The sequence below is a fragment of the Fictibacillus sp. 26RED30 genome, from assembly GCF_015903845.1.
GTDB classification, from domain to species: domain Bacteria; phylum Bacillota; class Bacilli; order Bacillales; family Fictibacillaceae; genus Fictibacillus; species Fictibacillus phosphorivorans.
The window spans coordinates 1,448,394-1,468,212 of sequence record NZ_JACZDV010000001.1; the positions used below are offsets into that span (position 1 = coordinate 1,448,394).

At 36.4% G+C, this 19,819-nt stretch carries 25 protein-coding genes; 20 read left to right on the forward strand and 5 right to left on the reverse strand.

All coding sequences use genetic code 11. The annotated features are described in order from the left end of the window. Nucleotides 1-31: 31 nt before the first annotated feature. The 3 genes from IHV11_RS07460 (at nt 32) to IHV11_RS07470 (ending at nt 2,615) form a co-directional block, all read left to right on the forward strand. A complete protein-coding gene (locus tag IHV11_RS07460) occupies nt 32-961 on the forward strand; it encodes a GNAT family N-acetyltransferase (RefSeq protein WP_197194213.1) in 930 nt (309 codons plus the stop codon). A gap of 33 nt (nt 962-994) precedes the next feature. Then, nucleotides 995-1,906 carry an alpha/beta fold hydrolase gene (locus tag IHV11_RS07465; protein ID WP_197194214.1) on the forward strand — a complete coding sequence of 304 codons (912 nt, stop codon included), beginning with the start codon at nt 995-997 and terminating at the stop codon, nt 1,904-1,906. A gap of 148 nt (nt 1,907-2,054) precedes the next feature. Then, the gene (locus IHV11_RS07470) at nt 2,055-2,615 is read left to right on the forward strand and encodes an AAA family ATPase (RefSeq protein ID WP_197194215.1); all 561 of its coding nucleotides are present in this window, start codon (nt 2,055-2,057) and stop codon (nt 2,613-2,615) included. Between the two features lie 31 nt (nt 2,616-2,646). On the opposite strand, the gene IHV11_RS07475 is transcribed toward IHV11_RS07470, so the two are convergent. Then, nucleotides 2,647-3,111 carry an SRPBCC family protein gene (locus IHV11_RS07475; RefSeq protein WP_197194216.1) on the reverse strand — a complete coding sequence of 155 codons (465 nt, stop codon included), beginning with the start codon at nt 3,109-3,111 and terminating at the stop codon, nt 2,647-2,649. Nucleotides 3,112-3,320: 209 nt separating this feature from the next. Here IHV11_RS07475 and IHV11_RS07480 point away from each other — a divergent pair, with 209 nt between their 5' ends. The 6 genes from IHV11_RS07480 to IHV11_RS07505 are packed head-to-tail and all read left to right on the forward strand — an operon-like array spanning nt 3,321 to nt 7,751. Further along, complete coding sequence (locus IHV11_RS07480) at nt 3,321-4,046, forward strand: hypothetical protein (protein WP_197194217.1); 726 nt, start codon at nt 3,321-3,323, stop codon at nt 4,044-4,046. A 20-nt stretch (nt 4,047-4,066) separates the two neighbouring features. Then, nucleotides 4,067-4,474, forward strand: coding sequence for a GntR family transcriptional regulator (locus IHV11_RS07485; protein WP_197194218.1), 408 nt, complete (start codon nt 4,067-4,069; stop codon nt 4,472-4,474). After that, nucleotides 4,471-5,325 carry an ATP-binding cassette domain-containing protein gene (locus tag IHV11_RS07490; RefSeq protein WP_197194219.1) on the forward strand — a complete coding sequence of 285 codons (855 nt, stop codon included), beginning with the start codon at nt 4,471-4,473 and terminating at the stop codon, nt 5,323-5,325. The genes IHV11_RS07485 and IHV11_RS07490 overlap by 4 nt, the downstream gene beginning before the upstream one ends. Nucleotides 5,326-5,331: 6 nt before the next feature. Then, entirely contained in the window at nt 5,332-6,261 is a 930-nt protein-coding gene (locus IHV11_RS07495) for an ABC transporter ATP-binding protein (RefSeq protein ID WP_197194220.1), read from the forward strand. Then, nucleotides 6,254-7,504: an ABC transporter permease gene (locus IHV11_RS07500; protein ID WP_197194221.1), complete on the forward strand. Its 1,251-nt coding sequence runs from the start codon at nt 6,254-6,256 to the stop codon at nt 7,502-7,504. Before IHV11_RS07495 ends, IHV11_RS07500 begins: the two co-directional genes overlap by 8 nt. 58 nt (nt 7,505-7,562) lie before the next feature. After that, nucleotides 7,563-7,751: a hypothetical protein gene (locus tag IHV11_RS07505; RefSeq protein WP_197194222.1), complete on the forward strand. Its 189-nt coding sequence runs from the start codon at nt 7,563-7,565 to the stop codon at nt 7,749-7,751. Between the two features lie 116 nt (nt 7,752-7,867). Here the strand turns inward: IHV11_RS07505 and IHV11_RS07510 are convergent, their stop codons facing one another. Continuing rightward, complete coding sequence (locus tag IHV11_RS07510) at nt 7,868-8,803, reverse strand: RNA polymerase sigma factor (protein ID WP_197194223.1); 936 nt, start codon at nt 8,801-8,803, stop codon at nt 7,868-7,870. 153 nt (nt 8,804-8,956) lie between these two features. On the opposite strand from IHV11_RS07510, the gene IHV11_RS07515 reads away from it, so the two are divergent. Together IHV11_RS07515 and IHV11_RS07520 are read left to right on the forward strand one after the other, a co-directional pair. Then, nucleotides 8,957-9,733 (forward strand): serine hydrolase, encoded by a 777-nt coding sequence (locus IHV11_RS07515; RefSeq protein ID WP_197194224.1) that lies wholly within the window; start codon nt 8,957-8,959, stop codon nt 9,731-9,733. An 11-nt stretch (nt 9,734-9,744) separates the two neighbouring features. Continuing rightward, entirely contained in the window at nt 9,745-10,665 is a 921-nt protein-coding gene (locus IHV11_RS07520; RefSeq protein WP_197194225.1) for an aminoglycoside phosphotransferase family protein, read from the forward strand. 22 nt (nt 10,666-10,687) lie between these two features. Here IHV11_RS07520 and IHV11_RS07525 read toward each other — a convergent pair whose 3' ends face one another. Next, a complete protein-coding gene (locus IHV11_RS07525; protein ID WP_197128031.1) occupies nt 10,688-11,599 on the reverse strand; it encodes an NAD(P)-dependent alcohol dehydrogenase in 912 nt (303 codons plus the stop codon). A gap of 150 nt (nt 11,600-11,749) precedes the next feature. On the opposite strand from IHV11_RS07525, the gene IHV11_RS07530 reads away from it, so the two are divergent. From IHV11_RS07530 to IHV11_RS07550, 5 genes are all read left to right on the forward strand, one after another. Then, the gene (locus tag IHV11_RS07530; RefSeq protein WP_197194226.1) at nt 11,750-12,040 is read left to right on the forward strand and encodes a hypothetical protein; all 291 of its coding nucleotides are present in this window, start codon (nt 11,750-11,752) and stop codon (nt 12,038-12,040) included. Nucleotides 12,041-12,223: 183 nt separating this feature from the next. Further along, the gene (locus tag IHV11_RS07535) at nt 12,224-12,703 is read left to right on the forward strand and encodes a DUF5662 family protein (RefSeq protein ID WP_231620205.1); all 480 of its coding nucleotides are present in this window, start codon (nt 12,224-12,226) and stop codon (nt 12,701-12,703) included. 82 nt (nt 12,704-12,785) lie between these two features. Beyond that, nucleotides 12,786-13,292 carry a sigma-70 family RNA polymerase sigma factor gene (locus tag IHV11_RS07540; protein ID WP_197194227.1) on the forward strand — a complete coding sequence of 169 codons (507 nt, stop codon included), beginning with the start codon at nt 12,786-12,788 and terminating at the stop codon, nt 13,290-13,292. Further along, nucleotides 13,276-14,319: an anti-sigma factor gene (locus IHV11_RS07545; protein WP_197194228.1), complete on the forward strand. Its 1,044-nt coding sequence runs from the start codon at nt 13,276-13,278 to the stop codon at nt 14,317-14,319. Before IHV11_RS07540 ends, IHV11_RS07545 begins: the two co-directional genes overlap by 17 nt. Continuing rightward, nucleotides 14,304-14,609, forward strand: a complete 306-nt coding sequence (locus IHV11_RS07550; RefSeq protein WP_197194229.1) for a hypothetical protein — start codon at nt 14,304-14,306, stop codon at nt 14,607-14,609. The genes IHV11_RS07545 and IHV11_RS07550 overlap by 16 nt, the downstream gene beginning before the upstream one ends. Nucleotides 14,610-14,657: 48 nt before the next feature. On the opposite strand, the gene IHV11_RS07555 is transcribed toward IHV11_RS07550, so the two are convergent. Continuing rightward, entirely contained in the window at nt 14,658-16,310 is a 1,653-nt protein-coding gene (locus IHV11_RS07555) for an ABC transporter substrate-binding protein (protein ID WP_197194230.1), read from the reverse strand. A 100-nt stretch (nt 16,311-16,410) separates the two neighbouring features. On the opposite strand from IHV11_RS07555, the gene IHV11_RS07560 reads away from it, so the two are divergent. Further along, nucleotides 16,411-17,676: an MDR family MFS transporter gene (locus IHV11_RS07560; protein ID WP_197194231.1), complete on the forward strand. Its 1,266-nt coding sequence runs from the start codon at nt 16,411-16,413 to the stop codon at nt 17,674-17,676. A gap of 266 nt (nt 17,677-17,942) precedes the next feature. Here IHV11_RS07560 and IHV11_RS07565 read toward each other — a convergent pair whose 3' ends face one another. After that, complete coding sequence (locus IHV11_RS07565; RefSeq protein ID WP_066394515.1) at nt 17,943-18,263, reverse strand: hypothetical protein; 321 nt, start codon at nt 18,261-18,263, stop codon at nt 17,943-17,945. Between the two features lie 172 nt (nt 18,264-18,435). Between IHV11_RS07565 and IHV11_RS07570 the strand changes: the two genes are divergently transcribed. The 3 genes from IHV11_RS07570 to IHV11_RS07580 are packed head-to-tail and all read left to right on the forward strand — an operon-like array spanning nt 18,436 to nt 19,633. Beyond that, nucleotides 18,436-18,678, forward strand: coding sequence for a zinc ribbon domain-containing protein (locus tag IHV11_RS07570; RefSeq protein WP_197128025.1), 243 nt, complete (start codon nt 18,436-18,438; stop codon nt 18,676-18,678). Between the two features lie 22 nt (nt 18,679-18,700). Continuing rightward, nucleotides 18,701-18,991 carry a hypothetical protein gene (locus tag IHV11_RS07575; protein WP_231620206.1) on the forward strand — a complete coding sequence of 97 codons (291 nt, stop codon included), beginning with the start codon at nt 18,701-18,703 and terminating at the stop codon, nt 18,989-18,991. Nucleotides 18,992-19,006: 15 nt separating this feature from the next. Continuing rightward, the gene (locus tag IHV11_RS07580; RefSeq protein ID WP_312035115.1) at nt 19,007-19,633 is read left to right on the forward strand and encodes a pyridoxamine 5'-phosphate oxidase family protein; all 627 of its coding nucleotides are present in this window, start codon (nt 19,007-19,009) and stop codon (nt 19,631-19,633) included. Nucleotides 19,634-19,819 lie beyond the last annotated feature (186 nt).

Sequence of the window (19,819 nt, forward strand, 5' to 3'; positions counted from 1 at the left end):
TGTTTTTATACATATAAAGGAGAACGCTTACATGTTAGATCAGACTACACTCGTAAAAGCAACAATTAGCGATGCAGTACAGTTAACTGCCATTATGAAAAAAACGTTTGATGGCGAAGCAGAAAAATGGCTTACGCATCTAGATACCATCGACTTCAATATACAGCCACCAGGATACACATCTGTTGAAATGACTAAATATATGATTAGAGAATTAGAATATTTCAAAGTAATGTACGATGGTATTCTTGTTGGAGGAATCATAGCCACCATCTCAGGAAAGTCATACGGCAGGATTGATCGAATTTTTATTGATCCAGATTACCAAGGTAAAGGGATTGGTTCTTTAGTTATAAACTTAATTGAAAAAGAATTTCCTTATGTAAGAGCTTGGGATCTTGAGACGTCGAGTAGACAGCTGAATAACCATTACTTTTATAAAAAGATGGGGTATGTTGTGACCTTTGAAGGTGAAGAAGAGTTTTGTTTTGTAAAACATATTAAGCAGCCGTTTCAACATGAGAGTATGATGAAAAATCAAACCTTATCTCATCATCAATATGAAAACTCTGATCTAAGTCATTCTGAATATTACCAAGTTACGATGGAATGTTGTTCGATAAGCAACAGTAACGTAAGTCAAATACATATGAGCAATTGCAATCTAAGTCGTTCAAAGTTTCAAAATATTAACTATAGAAATACAATGTTTGCCGATTTGAATTTATCTGATAGTGAATTCATTTACGTGACGTTAAGTGGTGCCCAATTCATAGACACAAATCTTGGTGACAAAGGGAATCCTCTTCTATTTAACAGATGCGATCTTACTGGTTCCAAACTAGTAAATTGTGACCTTAAACATGTTGAAATTGAAAAAAGTGATATTACCGGTATGAAGATAGATAACATTCCTGTAGAAGATTTGCTTCACTTGTACTATCAATCTAGTAAACATTAAGAACTTCATGAATCAAAGAAAGGCGATGAAGAAATGATAGAGCAACTAAACGGTCAAGAATTTGAAATTAGAGGCAAAAAATTATATGTAGAACGTTACGGTACTGATGATAAACCAGCTATCCTTTATCTTCATGGAGGTCCTGGGGAAGGATGTCATGATTTTTCTTTTCATCAAGCTGAAAGATTAGGAAAGCATTTCAATCTAATTTTAATAGACCAAAGAGGAGTTTGTCGGTCTGAAAACATAGAAAAGAATGAACCCTTTGGCTTTCAAGATTTAATCGATGACTGTGAAGCTCTTCGAGAACTTTTACATATAAAAAAGTGGTCACTTATTGGTCATTCATTTGGTGGATTTTTAGCTCTAGCTTATGTTCGGCAACATCCTGAATCTATAGAAAAAGTGATTTTCGAGGGACCAACTTTTGATTTTGAACTAACATCGAGAAGTCTTATCAGAAAGACTGCACATTTACTAAAAAAGTATGGCAAACACGAACTATACGAGAAAGGTTTGTTACTTGCTGAGGGGAATCATACCATTCGTGAATTAACAGAAGAATATATGAAGTTGAGTGATGAGTTAGGTGAGAACCGTATGGAGATCTATCGGCATAATCATAATAACCCAACGGATTATTATTCATTTTATTCTGAGGAAGAATGGGACGAATTCTATGACCGTTCAGAGCACCACTACAATTTGTTAAGAGAAGAAGGCAAGATATTTGATTCTTTGTTAGATGACATAAAGTTTGTTGAAAATCCGGTGTTGTTACTCGTTGGAAAATATGATGCTTGTACGTGTGAAAAGCATTTTGAGGTGTTCGAGCGAGATGCTATTAACGGAGAAATATTAATCTTTGAAGAAAGTGGTCACACTCCTCATTACGAGGAGTCAGAAAAGTTTAAGGAAGTTATCATAGATTATCTGCAATCTTAGGATTAGAAAGACCATGTTTCGTAGCTGGTCTTTCTTTTAAATTTAACGGCCTTTTTAAAATACGTCTTCTAAGCTGTTTTGAAGAAGAGGTGTTTTTCATTCTTTTGTGTAACTAGAGAATAAACATTTAACATATAGAGGTGAAGAGATGAAACTCGTATTATTATTTGGCCCGCAAGCGGTTGGGAAGATGACTGTTGGGCATGAGTTAGAGAAAGTCACAAAATTAAAGCTTTTTCATAATCACATGACGATCGATCTTGTTACACCGTTTTTTGAATATGGTTCTGATGAGGGAAGAAGACTGGTGAAATTGTTTCGTTCAGAGATTTTTCAAACATATGCGAAGAGTGATCAGTATGGAATGATATTTACATATGTATGGGCGTTTAATTATAAGGAAGATTGGGAGTTTGTTGAAGGTGTGTGCCAGGTGTTTGAGAAGGAAGGAGCAGAGATCTATTTTGTCGAACTTGAATCTGATCTAGAGACAAGACTTAAGAGAAACACGACTTCTCATAGGTTAGACCATAAACCTTCTAAAAGAAATATTAAGTGGTCGGAAAATGATGTAAAGACATCGATGGAAAAGTACCGTTTGAACTCTGAAGAGGGAGAGTTAAAAAGAGAAAATTATCTGCGAATTAACAACGAAAATTTAAACCCTGATGAAGTAGCTGAACAAATAAAATATACATTTAACTTATAAAAAAAGGACCTAAGAGGTCCTTTTTTGCTGCTTATACGTGAAAATCTGGTGCTTTATCTGCCACTAGGTTTAATTGGATGCCGTGTTCCAAATACGCTTTTAGCCCACACAATACCATTGTATATCCTCCCATTGCATCAATGGCATGGTTTAGTACCTCATCACCATCACCGGTAAAACCAGCATTTGTGATGTTAACCATAGTTTCATTATTGTTGCGAGAAGTAAATGACCACTCCACTGTTGTTCCATTGGAAGATTCAATTAAAATGCGTTTATTTGTTTCTAATTCTTTAACTAAAATCTCGTCGGAAACTCCGTACATTTCCCATTCCCACAAGACTTTTTTTCCTTCTGATAGTCTTCCACTGCTTTTAGTGAACCAGAATTTTGTGGTGATGTCAGGCTCTATAAAAGCTTCAAATACGAGGTTAGCTGGTTTCCTAATAAGCATTTCTGTACGTACGACAGGATTCGTTTTAATAGATTTATTCATATATTCTCCTTTTCTTAATACGTTTCTCCATGGTTTTATTACATTTTATTATAGAAGAATTAGTCATTAGGAACAACGCTTCTATAGAGTTTTATTTACAATGATTCACATAATCTTTTGTAATTAGTGTGGTAAAATGATCACCAATGTTATATAGTGTGTATATAGATATAAACACTATAACAGTTACAAAAAGGTGGATGATGTTTATGAACCGATGGCAACAAGCATTTCGGCTATCAAAATTTGAATTAATACATTCAAAGAAAAGTATTTTATTTTTACTTTTTTTATTAGCGCCATATTCGTTTTTCTTGACGATGTCTATTGGTTCTTACTTAGAAGAGCACTTTATGCTGTATGATATTTTCTTTTTACTTACTTTTGGTGTTGCAGCCATATGGGCTAAACCAAAGGAATATCAATACCAAAAACTTTCTGACAATATGTGGGCACAACCTTTTACAGTCTTTCTTAACCAACTTCCTATTCCAAGAGAGATTGTGGTAAGAAGCCGATTTATTATTTATTTTATTTACTCACTTCCGTTCCATCTAGCAGTATTAGTGATCATGTATAGCTTTGCTCCTGAATTGCGACAAACGTTACCGCCTCTTGAGTTTATAGCATTTTCACTCATCTGGCTTAGCTTTGGCATTTGTTATGGAAGTGTATATCCGGCAAGTGATTCAGGAGATAAAGTCACGAACGTGAAGATGGCGTTTTACGCAGTTGTTTTATTGGGAAGCTTCTCGTTAATATTATTTGCTGTTCCTTATCTCTCGAGTTACGGATTAGTTGGACTCACCATTGTGCTTGCAAGCAAATGGCCCATTGTTTCATCTTTGATATCCGTCATCGCAGCTGGTGCAAGTGTTGCATTTTGGATGAGATATATGAAAAAACACATGAATAAATTGGATTATTTTCAGTAAAGAAGGGAGGAAGCATTTTAATGGAACTTCCTATTAAGCTTTCTAGAGATTCCAGGGTTCCCATCTATCACCAGATAGAAGGACAAATTAAAGCACTAATTGTTAGTGGTAAGTTACCAGCAGGTTCACCTCTTCCTTCCATTCGAGCACTTTCAAAAGATTTAGAGATCAGTGTCATTACTACTCGGCGTGCTTATCAAGATTTAGAGTACGAAGGCTTTATCAAAACAACGCAAGGGAAGGGAACTTTCGTTGCTGAAGTGGAGGTAAAAAAGATGGAGAAATTAGCTGTATCATCTGTTTCTGAAGCGATTGAAAAAGGTGTAGAGACCGCTCTTCGACACAATTACTCAGTAGATGAAATTCGATCAGTGTTTGAAGAAGTGCTAGCAAGACTTAAAGATAACGATCGAGGTGGTAGTGAATGAAGCTATGTACACAAATTGAAAGAGTAGAGAAAACAGTAGATGATTTCACAGTGGGTCCAATAGATCTAGATATTGAACTCGGTACGATTACGGCACTAATTGGCAACAACGGTGCAGGGAAAAGCACTCTCATAAAAATGATGATGAACCTCGTTAAACCGGACAACGGCCTTCTGTTGCATTTTGGAACAAATATAAAGACCAGTGAACATTGGAAACAAGATGTTGCATATCAACCACAATCTGTTCTAGGTTGTGATTTGTTAACTGGAAATCATCTAAGAGATTTAATGGCACCTTGGTATAAAAACTGGGATCAAGAAATGTTTATGAATCTTGTAAGAACTTTTGAAATCGATCTTAATAAACATTTTGGAAAAATGTCTAAAGGCATGCAGCAAAAACTTAACATTGTTTTAGCTCTCTCTAAGAACACAAAACTTTTAATCTTAGATGAACCCACTGCCAATATGGATATTCCTTCAAAACAAAAATTAATGAACATTCTTGTGGATTGGATGGAAAGAGATGAGAGAGCGATCGTTATTGCTACCCACCAAGTTGATGATATTAAGAAGTTAGCAGATTATATCGTGATCATGAACGAAGGCAAAGTATTAGGTAAATACGAAAAAGAAGAATTAGTGTACCGATACAAGCGCTATTGGTTTGAAAATGGGTTAGGGATTGAAAAGATTCCTGGTGAGATCGACCGTTTGAACGATCGTTTGCTCATTTCTAATAATGTAGATCAAACAGACACATTCTTGAAGAAAAATGAAATAAAAATTATGCAATCAGAGGTTTTAGAAGTAGAAGAAATTATTACTTACATGCTAATGGGGAGGTAAGAGAAGATGAATGAGCGCATATTGAAAGTAGAGCGATTAGGGAAATCGTTTAAAGATAAGAGAATTATTTCTGATATCTCTTTTGAAGTACATCGTGGTGAAATCATGGGGATTCTTGGGCCGAATGGTGCTGGGAAATCTACAACGATCCGGAACATTATGGGCATTATGTTTCCAGACGAAGGATCTATTCATTTTCATGGAAATTCTGAGATTCCTCGTCATAAGATAGGCTATTTGCCTGAGGAAAGAGGTTTATATAAAAACGTAAATGTGATGGATATCTTGCTTTATTTCGCCGAACTTAAAGACTATCCACAAAAAAAGGCGAAGAAACGTGCTTTGGAGTATTTAGAAAAATTCGGACTTGCTGGTAAAGAGAACACAAAGGTAGAAGAGCTTTCAAAAGGGATGGGGCAAAAAGTTCAATTGATTGCGGCGATTATTCACGAACCAGAACTGCTTATTTTAGATGAACCATTTTCAGGTCTTGATCCTGTAAGTCAAGAAGTATTTAAAGAAGAAATTAAAGAACTTGCAGCCAATGGCACAGCAATTCTCCTGTCATCTCATCAGATGAACATGGTCGAAGAATTATGTGATCGATTATTTATGATACATCGAGGCAAGAAAGTGATCTATGGTGAGATGGAAGATGTAAAGAGGGAATACGCAAACTTCAAATGTACGATTATTGGTGACAACCCTGAAGAATTGTTGAGTAATATCCCCTCTGTTCATCGCGTTGAAAGTAAAGAGGATCGATCGATTCTTTACTTAGAGCAAGACGTACACATCCCGATCTGGCTTAGAGAGCTGCCAATAGAGTTGAATGTGTATGAATTAATAATCGATCGTGTATCTTTGCATGAGATTTTTATTGATATCGCTTCAGATAAAAACATAATTGTGAAAGAAGGTGTGAAGTATGCGTAACAGCTGGAAAGTAGCTAAGTGGGAACTTAAGCGGAACATGAAAAATAAATCTTTTATTATTTCACTCCTCTTGACACCGCTATTATTTATCGTGTTTGCTGGTTTTCCGACACTCCTCGAAAAGTTGGAAGGAGAACCTGATTCAGAGAACGTTACAGTATATTTGAAGGATGAACTGAACCTTTTCGATGATATTAATTCATTGGTTAAGTCTCAAGATTTATCTTGGAAGATGGAAGAAGTGACAGGTGATTCAAAAAAGATACTCAAAGAGATAGAATCATCCGAAAACCAAGCTTATGTGGCATTGACAGATAATGCGGTAAAAACAGGAGAAGTGAAGGTTTTCACAAGTAATGAAATGCCTGACACCTTTTCAAGTGAAGTGCAGTTTCTACAAGAGCCACTGCGTCAGGTGAAATTTGATCAGCTTAACCTTTCTCCTGAAGTCGTTCAATCGATAATAAAAGGAATTGAGATTAGGTCAGAACAAGCTTCAACACTAACTGATTCAGGCTCTCTAAATCCGTCAGATAAACAGAGTGCGGATAACAGCTCAATGGAACGCATCATCCCAGGAGCATTTGCTGGTATCGTCCTTTTTTCAATCGTTATGACAGGTATGATGATCTTCCAGAGTGCCTCTCAAGAAAAGAAGGAAAAAGTAGCTGAGATTGTATTATCCTCCGTAACACCTGGAGACTTAATGCAAGGGAAAATCATCGGTTATTTCATATTAGGACTTGTTCAAGTAGGAACTTGGCTATTACTCGTTGTTCCGATTGCAGCATGGAGATATGAGCTACCAGTCATGGAGTATCTCTTTGTACCGGAACTATTGCTCTTGCTAGCGATCTCTATTGCCGGTTACTTGATGTTTGCCGCTATTTTCGTTGGTATTGGTGCAACGGTTGAAGATATGACAGCTACAAGCAATTTTCAAGGAATCGTCATGATGCTGCCGTTTCTTCCGCTTATATTTCTCGGCCCTATTTTGGCAAACCCGAGCGGAATCATTGCTCAAGTTGCCACATATTTTCCACTTACATCTCCAAGCATCCTTATCCTTCGCCTATCCTTATTGGATGAATGGCCGTGGGTTGAGATCATTATTGCATTAGTTATCTTATTAGCTAGTATTTGGCTGTTGATGAAAACAGCTGGAAAAGTGTTTAAGACAGGTATTTTACTTTATGGAAAAAATGCGACACCAAGTGAGATTTGGAAGTGGCTGCGCTACTAGACCGTTTATTGATGAAGACTCATTAAATTAACAAAAAATAAGAAAGGAGTTATGCTTGATGACAAAATTATCTTATAGCGGTTTGAAGTATGGAGATGCTGATGTTCAATTAAAAATAATGGTAGATATACAAAATGATTGGTGTGAAATTACACACACCAATCAAGTGTCACAAGTAATGAATAAAACTACAGGTGAATATATCCAAGTGAATCGAAATACATTAAAGTGTGAGATTGTTTCCTAATTAAATCTATTAAACTTTGTGTGACTGGACATACCAGTCACATTTTTTTGAACTTCAAGTTTCTTTTTGGTTGCATATTTAGTTTTTTAACTAAAAGAGCATTCTTTCGAAATGTATCATTTCTCTTCCCAGTTAAGAGGAGGCTTATTTAATTGTGGCTTGTATCCCAATTCTTTTGAGGCAGCCACAATGAACTCTTTTCTAAAAAAGAAGCTTCTGTGGTAAACAATCTTGTTATTTTCGACTTCTTGATATTGAATATCGTGTACAAGCTGACCTTGATCCGTTTCAGCCAATACCACAATGACATGTTTACCCCATAGCTTACATTCAATAGCATGATGTCCAGGTAAGCCGTATGAAAGTGACCCATTTATGATTTCCTCTTTGTTTACTTCTAGGAAACCTAATGATGCTTCGTAATGTGCTTGATCACTTATAAGAGATAGCACCCCTTTTAGATCACCATGATTAAATGCCTTCAAATAGGCTTGTATCGTCTTTGATTGTTGAGGTGAATTTTCAAGCTTCGGTTTAATCGAATGATCTCTATTGGTCTGTAATTTATATTTCATTCTTCTCACTGAAGCATAAACAGCGCCAGGCGTTGTTTTTACGATACTCGCAACTTCATCAGCTTGAAAGCGAAAGATCTCCAAAAGAAGAAACACTGCTGTTTGTCGTGGGGAAAAAAGGGCATCTAATTTTACTAGAGCTTCTTCTAACTCCAGATTGTCCGACAATTCTTCAAAAGCTTCATTGTTTTCCTGTAGTTCGCCGAGTGTTCTTTTTTCTTTTCGACACTGGTCGATCCAAGTGTTGGTTGCGATGCGAAATACATAGGATTTTAAGTTAGTAGGATGCCATCTTGTAAAAAGACCACCAAGTACTTTTAGTATCGTTTCTTGATACAAGTCTTCACCATCCCATGGTGAACCCGTAAGATATCTGCAATAGTTCCATAAAGGTTCACTAATATTACATATTTCTTCATCAAGTCTTTGTCTTATTTCATTTGATTGCTCTTGAAGTGTTTTTGTTGTTTGAGACATTTTAAAAAATTCCCTCCTTTTTTGCCGTTCACTATGTAAAACGAATTTAATATAGAAAATTATACGCTTCTTTTAAATTTTTTACAGAAAAATTCAATTATGGTATGGTTCAATTGGATATAAATTACAAATGTAATGGAAGGAGTAATAGATATGGAAAGAGTTGTAACATCACTAAAGACTGTTGAATCCGATCAAGTAGGCATAATCATCTATTCAACGAAACTGCAAGAAGTTGTATGTTCATTTAATTCTAACTTGATTGTTTCACTAGCTTCGGCCGCAAAAGTAGTAATTGGATATTGCGTAACAAAATGGGTGGAGAGAGGCTTGTTTCATTGGAATGACTTAATTGAGGATTTTCAACTCGATAAAGAGGAGAACAGTGCCATATTATTTCCACATTTTCAAGGTATACTGTCTTTGTCTTTAGGTAATCTCGTTGAAGTGATGATCACATGTCACGATAGTAAAGCTGCTGATAGCATTGTGAATTACTGTGGAGGGTGGAAGAAGATAAATGCAGAGCTTAGTCGAGAGTACAATCACTTCAATCTCACTTCAAATCCCCGCGATCTTGAAAATAGCGGAGAAATCGGTGAAGTGCTTCATATATTAAAAGCGATATATAAAGGATATCACGCTGAACCTCAATTGTGGTTACCAGTAATGAACGGTCTAGTTCGTCCACAAGATCACCTTGACGGAATTCCAAACCATATGTTGAATCACATGAGCGGTGGTTTAGAGAATTTAGTGGTGGATATAGGAATTTTAGGAGAATTCCAGCAATATCCGTTGCTCTATGTACTAGGAGTTAATGATATCCCGAATCGTTATTCAAACACTTTATCTGATGAAAGAATAGTAGAGTCTATGAAGTTGTTGTACCACGAATACACCAAACAAAGAAAAGAACAGATGACATAAGGAGAGATGTGATGAGTTACAAACTTCCTGATACATTCATTAAACAGATTACAGGTGTTCATGGAGAAAAGGCTAGTGAATGGTTAAGACATTTTGAAGAGATGCTCGCTGACTGCGAAAAAAACTATGATCTTCACATCCAACAGACTTTCAATCTTTCATACAATTTCGTTGCTCCGGCTTTAAGGAGTGATGGAAGTGAAGTGGTTATAAAAATTGTGATCGATCAGAAAGAATTCGAAGCGGAATTACGCGCACTTCAACTTTTGTATGGTGAAAGTACAGTTAAAGTGTTAGTGTTTGAGAAGGAACGAGGCACTATGATTCTTGAACGAATACAGCCAGGACAAACTTTAGCAGAAATAGAAGATGATGATGAGGCTACAATAATTGCTGCCAATGTGATGAAGAAGTTAATGATTCCTGCCCCAGTTGATTCTAACCTTCCGACTGTTCTTGATCGTAAAAATAGTTTGAAACGAATCTATCAAAATTACAACAGTTATCTACCTGTTTCAAAAGCAACCATTGAAGAGGCTTTATTTATTACTGAAGGATTAAACACTTCTATAGAGAAGACATATTTACTTCATGGCGATCTTCACCACTACAATATACTAGCAAATGGAGATTCTTGGACTGCGATCGATCCAAAGGGTTTAATCGGAGACCGAGAATATGAGGTTGTTCAATATTTGCTGAATAAGTTACCTGAACATGGAGTGGAAGAGATAATAGAAAAACGAATTGATATTTTTGTAGATGTATTGAATCTGAATAAAGAACGAGTTTTGTTAAGAGCCTATTCACATGCTGTGTTAGCTACTTGTTGGACAATTGAAGATGATCAAATGCAGGACAGCTTTTTAAATACCATTCAGATCTTCAAAAACTTAGTGAGTAAATACATACATAAAGACGCACTTCTCTAGATTGAGAAGTGCGTTTTTGGTTTTAAACCACTCTGATGACAACGTTACCTTTCTTACGGCCAGTTTCAACATACTCATGAGCTTCTGAAATTTGGTCTAGCTTATAATAACGATCGATGACGGGTATCATTTGACCAGATTCAATTCGTTTCTTTAAGAATTCTAGATCTTCTGTACGCTCTTTTGCAATACCTTGCCCATCAACGGTTACGAATTTACCGTTAGCTGTTAATGCATTTTGACTTTTAGACGTTGATGTTTTTCCTACAGCGTCAAAAATGATATCGTATTTTTTATCCGATTTTGTAAAATCCTCTCTTGTATAATCTACGACATGATCAGCTCCTAATGATTTAACCAGTTCTAGATTGGTTGAACCGCACACAGCTGTTACTTCAGTATCAAAAAACTTGGCAAGTTGGACAGCGGCTGTTCCTACAGCTCCAGAGGCACCATAAATCAGAACCTTTTGTCCGCTTTGAATCTTCCCTTTTCTTAAAAAATGCAGCGCTGTAGTCCCTCCAAAGGGAATGGCAGCGGCTTCTTCAAAAGTTACATTCTGTGGTTTATGTGTGACAATTCCGTCTTCAGGGAGGCAAATATACTCTGCATGTGCGCCAAATCGCATTCCGGTCATGGCATACACGTCATCTCCTTTTTTAAACCGAGTAACACGTTGGCCGACTTCTTCTACAACTCCTGCTAATTCAACTCCTAAAATCGGTTTTCTCGGTTTTCGTATACCAAGGAATAAGCGCATCGGAAGCCAATATAATAGAGGACTATTAAAGCCACGAACTCTGACGTCCCCAGTTGTTACGGTAGTAGCATGGATTTTGATCAGTATCTCGTTTTCTTTAGGCGATGGTTTTGGAACTTGTTGTAGGCTAAGTACTTCTGGCGTACCATACTTCAGACATAATACAGCTTTCATAGTGAACCTCCTGTTAAATTCGTTTATTCATCTTATGTTGATGATTGAATTAAAAATGCTTTATAAGTTTGAAGGTATAAGAAGGAAAAATGAGTTTTTTAAGGAATGAAATATGAATCGCAGATTATAGACATAAACGGAGGACAGCTTATGAAGTCACTGAAACATTTTTTCTTTAAACGATCCAAAAACAATGTCGGAGAGCTTTGTGGACTTATTGTGATCTTAACGATTATTCAATTTGTGGATTTTGAACGTATTTGGGATGAGCCCCTTAACTTTTTCATTTTCATTTTAGGAAGTGGGACCTTGTATCGAATACTTGACGAACTCTTTGAAAAGATCCTTGGAGATAAAAACATAGTTATAGGAAGCCGCTACACATTCGTTACAATTTTTGTATTTGTATTCGTAGTGAATATGTTTGAAAATCCGCTATGAAATTAACACTTTTTAATAGTTTTTTCACGGCAATTGCAATTGTGTTCATACAATATTTGTTTGAAAGAATGAAGTACAAAGGAACACCATTGAAACGAACTGGACTTGTAATGATTGAAGTTATTATTTTTACGCTGATTCTATTTTATGGGAGTAAATTATTCAATTAGTGGGTGAAAAATCATGCCGGCATACGGAAAATATCTTCTTTATATTGTTGAACATAAATTGAATGTCTTTATAGAATGCTGGAAGTTAGGACTTTATGTTCAAGCATTTACACATGATCTATCTAAACTTCATCCAGCTGAGTTTTTTACATATGCTAAGAAATTTTATTCAGATGAGAAGCCCAGTGAAGTGGAATGGCAATATGCTTGGCTTCATCATCAACATCACAATAAACATCATTGGAATTATTGGGTGGTAGATCAGCTTAAAAAAGAAGCGGTTCCGATTCCCCGAAAGTATGTATACGAGATGATCTGTGATTACAAATCTTTCTCAAGAAGATGGGGAAGAAAACGATCAGGACCCACCATTTCGGATCGCTTGATCGCCAATCTTTTAACGGATCGTGTAATTCTACATCCTGACACAAGGAAAGAATGTGCACAAATAATTGAAAAGTTGAAACCCGAGAATGCTCAGAAATCAATCTGAGTATTTTTTATTGAAAATAATTGTAAAATATTGCAACTTTTTTTATGGTTAAAACGTGGTTGATTTGAAAGGGGGAGCGGTTGTGGAACTGGAGGATGTATATAAACACTATATGAATGACCTGTACCGCTATTTGTACTCTCTTTCGAAAAATCACCATGTTGCGGAGGATTTGGTGCAAGAAGCATTTTACCGAGCTTATCTAACCTTGGCAGACTATGAGATTAACAACATTAAAGCTTGGTTGTTTAAAGTTGCGTATCATGCATTTATCGATCACCAAAGAAAGAATAAAAAAACGATTGTTACGGATGAGGTTAAAGAAAATGTAGATATGAGAGAAAATACACCAGAAAGTAAGATGCTAGAAAAGGAATCATTTTTATTATTAATGGAGGATTTAAAGTGTTTAAAAGAGATTGAAGAACAAGCTGTTCTGTTGTGCGATTTGAATGAACTTAGTTATCAAGAAGCAGCTGAGATTTTAAACATAAAGCTGAACACATTAAAAAGCCAAATTTCAAGAGGTAGAAAAAAGCTAGTGGAACGTGTTAAGGAAAGGATGAACCTAGATGAGCGACGAGCATAAACAGGATCAAAATAAAGATGAAAGTTTATATAAAGCTTACATGATGAAAACGAAAAACGACATTCATACGTCACCATCTCTTTCTGAAGAAGAGCAAAGAGAGATTATTCGAGTGGGGGCAAATACAGCTCGAAATGCAACCGTTATGATTAGCCTGGCAATCTTACTTCTAATGTTACCCATCATGACATTAATCACTTACTTGTATTATGGCATTGGTGGTAAAGCAAACACGATGATCGATGTAGTAGGGAAGGCAATTTATGTAACTGAACCAAATGTCAGTTTAGAAGAGATGGAAATAGAAAGTGAGATTGGTTTGTTTTCCATGAATGTGACCTTTGATACGTTTAAGCGTATTGGCAGTGAAGATTATTTAGCTGAGAAGGTGGATGTATATTTCGGATTAGAAAAGCCGAAATTTCCTGATAAAATATCATTCTTAGAGCAGCTTCCTCCGATGGGTTATGGAATTGATGTGGTGAAGGATAGCCAGAAGATGTATCATCCCGATGCAATGATTTCATTCAATACAATTGAAGCAGAAGATGTGTTGAATAACCTTCCCGACGGTACAGTTGCCGAAGCTTACCTTTCGTTTTCAGAATTAATGAAGCCTAATGAAATTGAAAAAGCTTTACCGAAAGAAATGGAGGTACGATGGTTAGCAGTTGATACTGGATTAGAAGCAAAGCAGCTGGATAAAGAAGGTGTTCCGATCACACCAATTGGCTATCCAGCACAGGTCGATACAACAACTTGGTCACCTTTTGACGGGGATCAAACGAATGAGGAAGTATTTCTTGATATATTAAAATTATTAGAGAAAAATGAACAAACGGCTGAAATTGTATCACAGATAAAATCTCTTGAAATACAAGATCGCCGTAAGTATGTGGAAGACAAAGGCATTCTCATTTATGGAGCAGTAGTAACAGGACCTGTTCCAGAGTTAAGAAAATTAGAACAAGTGAAAGAAGTCCGAGCAATAAATGTAGGGGAGGTAAAATTATGGAATTGGAAATAAAGAAAAAAAGTAAAAGAAAACTGCAGACTTTAACAGGATTTATTTCTTTTATCATTGGCTTACTCGCTCTAGCCGTTTTAAATATTGGGTTATTAATAGAAACAATGGATATACCTGACTTATTTCTATTTCATTTACCTTTTCTTGGTGTTTTCTTAGGTGTAGTCGGATTGTTTACGAAGAATTGTTCCAAACAGTTCGCTTGGTGGGGAATAGGAATCAATCTTTTTATCCCCATATTTATTGGATTGATGTTTGGATTATCGTGGACCATAAACGCTAAACCATAAATTACAGTGTGGGAAAGGATCTGAAAACTCAGATCCTTTTTTCTTTTACTAATCCATTGTAGGCCGTAACCATAGTTTAGAAAAATCAACATATCCGAAATGCTTGATGTTCACGTTCATCAATTCAGTTGAAAAAGGAATATACCTTTTTTGATAATAAAGTGGAATCATAATGGCTTCATCAATAAGTTCTTTTTCGACTGCAATATTCAAATCGGTCCAATTCTCAAATGGTGTATGAACATATTGAGAAAGGCGTTTTTGCCACCTCTTGTTTTTCCCTAAAATTAAAGGCAATGGAGCAAACCCATTTGTTAAGAAGAAATAGAAAGATAGATCTTGATTCAACTCGAAAATTTCACCATGTATAAACATGTCTGTTTGGTCAGTTAGTTGTTTATTAAAAATAGCGTCTTCAAACGATACTTTTATAACTTTAACTGGGATGTCATATTGTGCAAACGTGTCAAGAAGCCATCTGGAAACTTCTTCTGTATGCTCCGCTACCCTAATAATGAGAGGCTCTGTAAATTCGGGCCTGACTGCTTTAGGTATCGAATAGGGTAGACGATTTCCAATCATGCAGCTGTTGTCGTTTGGAATGGCTCTTGCCTCATACTCTGGTATTCTATGACGATTCATAGCGACAATGTGGTGGATGTATTGGCGTACTTCTGTTTTAGCTATTTGTGACCCTTTACGATAAGCATTCATGATAAGTACTCCAAATCCCGAATCACTCTCTACTTGAAAGGTTTCATGATGATCAGGTTCTAAAGATGAGTGATAAACTATCGGAAAATCTTTCGGAACTTTTACGAATTCAACCGCATCGAGTAATGGCCGCTCTTGAAAATGGTCTTTAAAAGCGACAAGCGTTGTTTTTTGGTCGGTGTCCACTTCGACTAAGAACCCTCCAGTTCCATATATTCTTCCTTTGCTTTCTTTGTATATACTCGAAGTCATTGTGCTTAACAATGGAAGAATATAGCTGCAGCCTCCAGGGTACAGAATATCGACCACGAGTGGCGCTTTAGAAACAATATCCTCTATCGGTGTCCATAACTCTCTGTTTTGCTCATGAAATCTTAGTTTCTCTAAACAGTTGATTACATCTGCTGCTGTTAGAACAGATCCGTCGTGAAAGCAGACGTCTTTTCTTAAATAAAGTCGTAGTTTCGTAGGTGAAACATCCCAGCTGTGAGCAAGTTCAGGTAGGATATCTCCTTGATCGGTTAAAGATACGAGTCGGTTAAATACATTTGATACCATATTTGCGCTATGTGCATCTGCTGCATCTAAAGGGTGTAGAGTTCTAAACGGAAAGCGCTTTGGAACGACGAGTTTGTCTTTCGCTTTCTGTACGAAACCAAATTGGGTATGAAATTTGTTCATCAATCTTATCTTCGTATCCGTTGACCAATCATACATCAAATATTTACTGCTGATTTCAACCGGTTCATGATCCAACTTGAGAAGAACTTCATCTTCAAAGTTTTCTTCGATATTCTTCAACCATTGTAGTCGTGAAACATTTCCTCTTCCTCGACCTGGAGTAAAAGTTAACCATCCTTCATCGTTCCATTTCTTTAAATATCGGGTAGTTTGCTTTTGACTGATCTGAAGTACTTCAGCAATCTCTTCTGATCGTATATGACCTGATGGAAAGTATCTCCATAAAATGAGAAGTTTGTTATCCATGTTCTCCTCCAGTTTAAAAGTAGACATGTTTTATTTAATTGTCCATTTTTATCATTTGTAGTCTAGTTTAATATTACAATACAGAGAAGGAGGGGACAATATGGGATGGAGAGAATACCCCCAAAATATTAAAGTACGGTTGATCACATCGTTCTTTAATCGTGCCGTTTCATCGGCCGTCATGCCATTTATGGCCTTATTCTTTGCTACTGAAAAGGGCAAAGTTTGGGCAGGAACATTTTTAATTTTAACGGTTGTCATCGGATTTGTTGTAAATTTAATTGGTGGCTACATATCCGATCGTTTTCCAAGAAAGAAAGTGTTGATGACGACTTCTTGCTTAAATGCAATCATGTTTTTACTCATGACCGTTAGCTTACTTCCTGATCAAAATTGGATTCTGCTCTTCGCGATCGCTTATATAGGATTCATCATTACGAGCAGCTTAGGCAGACCTGCCATGCATGCGATCATCATGGATTCGACAACTCCTGAAAATAGGAAAGAAGTATACACGCTTGATTATTGGATGATTAACTTGTCAATGGCGATAGGAGCCGCTTTAGGTGGATTGCTCTATGTGAGTCATCAGATTGAACTTTTCGTGATGTTGACCGTTACGTCAATCAGCATCCCTATTGCTTATGGAATTTGGCTGCGTGATGAGTTCAATGGTTTTCTGGAAAAAACACACGAGAATGTGTTTCTGGACTTGTTTCAAAACTACAGAGTGGCTTTAAAAGATTCAGCATTTGTTAAAGTGGTGATTGGTGGAACATTTATCTTTTCTGCAGAATTTACACTAAATAGCTATATTGGTATTCGTTTGGCTGAAACATTCGAATCTTTTCATATTGGTAACTTTGAGATCACTGGGGTTCGCATGCTCAGTATGCTTAACATTCAAAATATGTTGATGGTTGTTTGTTTCACGTTCTTGATCAACCGAATTATGGATCGTTTTTCTAAGAAGAATGCCTTATTGATTGGGTTGTTGTTATATGGGATCGGTTACGTGACCGTTACGTCAGCGAACGCTTGGTATGTTCTCCTTCTATTTAATGTAATTGCTACAATGGGTGAGTTGATCTACTCTCCGATTAAAGAAGCGGAAAAAGCTAACATGATCCCTAGCGATAAAAGAGGATCTTACTCTGCCTTTGCGAATGTTTCATTCAGTGGAGCAGATATGCTAGCTCGTTCGACGATCATCCTTGGCGCGTTTTTAGTACCAGTAATGATGAGTGTATATATGGGAGTAGTTATCATGATCGGTGCGTTCTTCATGTATTCTGGACTTTTTTTGAGAGAAAAGGTAACAGAAAAAGCTGTGAAAAAAGAGGTAATAGCTCAAGTTGTAAAATAAGCATAGTTAAATACATGACGTCCACCACAATTGAACAAAATCAATCTATGTTTGATTTGTATGTACATCTATCATTTATTACGAGGTAAGAACAAATAATTACGAGGTAAGAACAAATAATTACGAGGTAAATTACAATAAATACGAGGTAATTCAAGTTAATTCCGTTTATAAAATTATTTATCCGATTTTCGGCACACTTTGACAAGCGCCTTGAGATTAAGAATAGAAAAAGAAGCTTGGAATTCATTCCAAGCTTCGATTTTTTATGAATTGGATTCTTTTACAGAAGCGATCTCGATCTTTTCTACAAACATGTTGAAAACGCTGCGTTTCTCTTCAAGCTTTTTCAGCTGTTGCTTCAATTCATTGTACTTTTCCTCAAAAGGCTCTTGATAAGTTTTCTTGATGTTCTTGATCATTTCTTCATTGATCGTTGATTGGATGACTTGTTTGGTGATTCCAAATTTATAAGAATAGAGTTGAAGTTCTGTTTTGACTTTTTCGTATTCTTCGTCTATTTCTTTCTTTTGTTGCTCAATCTCATCTTTCCATTCAAGCAGAGCATCCTTTACATACGGCTCCATGTTTTGCCTCCTTACAGTGTTCGTGCTTCTGTCATTTCTTTTTTATGTACTCTATACACTATTAAGAGAGAACCATTCATTTATGGGGGTATTTTCACTCGTTGACTAAATTTTTCCATCAACCTATTATTGATTTAACCATGTAAGTAATGAGCAGAAAGGATTTGTTTAAATGAGCAGAGTAGAAGAAGCGATTAAGAGCAGATTTAAATGTAACAAGTGTAGCCATTCGCGCTGCAGAACAAAAGAACTAGCCATGACTGGTTCGGGTTTAAGTAAATTTCTCGACATTCAGCACAACCACTTTTTATTCGTGTCATGTAAAAATTGTGGATTTGTAGAGGTGTATGATCCTAATGTTCTTGAAGGAAAAAAAGGGCAGTTGGGGTCTGTACTGGATCTTTTATTCGGATAACAACTCTTAAGAGGTGATGTGCATGCCAGTTTTTGGATGGGTTTTTCTTTTAATCGTGCTGGGCGGAATCATTGTGGGTTCTCTTGTTCAAAAGCATCGTTACCGTAACATGAATCTCATCTATACTGCGTTTGGTCAGGAAAACTATTTTAATGTTACAGCTAAGCTCAAAGCAGATGGTGTGCCATATAAAGTGAGGATACCGGGGCAGGCATTTGGTGATAGAGAACGGTCAATCATTGATAACACGCAATACGACATTTACGTCAAGAAAGCAGATGCACATCTAGCAGCGGATGCTCTTAGAAAATAAGGGGATGAAACGAAAGTGAAAACTTTAAATTATGTGAAAAGCCAAGAGGAACTAAGGCTTATGCTCGGAACTCCAAGTCTTAGAGGGCAGAATAAAGTTATTTCTAAGATTGATGAACACTGCAAAGACTTTATTGCCCATTCACCGTTTGTTACCATTGCTACATCAGATCATGAGGGGAATTGTGATAGTTCTCCAAGAGGAGATGAACCTGGATTTGTATATGTAATGGACGATCATCACCTCGTTATTCCAGATCGACCAGGGAATAAGCGAGTAGATTCAATGTTTAATATTCTTTCAAATCCGAAAGTAGGCTTACTTTTTCTAATACCGGGAATGGATGAGACGCTTCGGATCAACGGAGAAGCTTTTATAATTAAGGATGAAGAAGTACTCGTAAATATGGCAGTGGGCAGAAAAGTTCCGAGTCTTGGAATTCTTGTAAAAGTAGAGCAATGCTACATGCACTGCGGTAAAGCTTTTAAGCGATCTGGACTTTGGAACCCGGAAAGTTGGGCAAAGAAAGAGTCCCTTCCGAAGGCTGCTAAGATCTTAGCGGCTCACGTCAATCTGCCGGAAATGACAGAAGACAGAATTGCAAATGACTTAATAGAAGGCTATAAGAACAAGCTTTACTAGTTAAAAGTTTAAACGTTATTCTTTGGTTTTAACAACTCAAGTAATGAATCATCTAGTGTATATATTGAACTCTGCGTTACGGTATGTATAAACAATTCTTTTAATAAAGAAGCGGATTCAACCAAATTGTCAAACGTAATATCTTTTGGATAAGTTGAAAGATATTTCTCTAAAAAGTCACTTTTT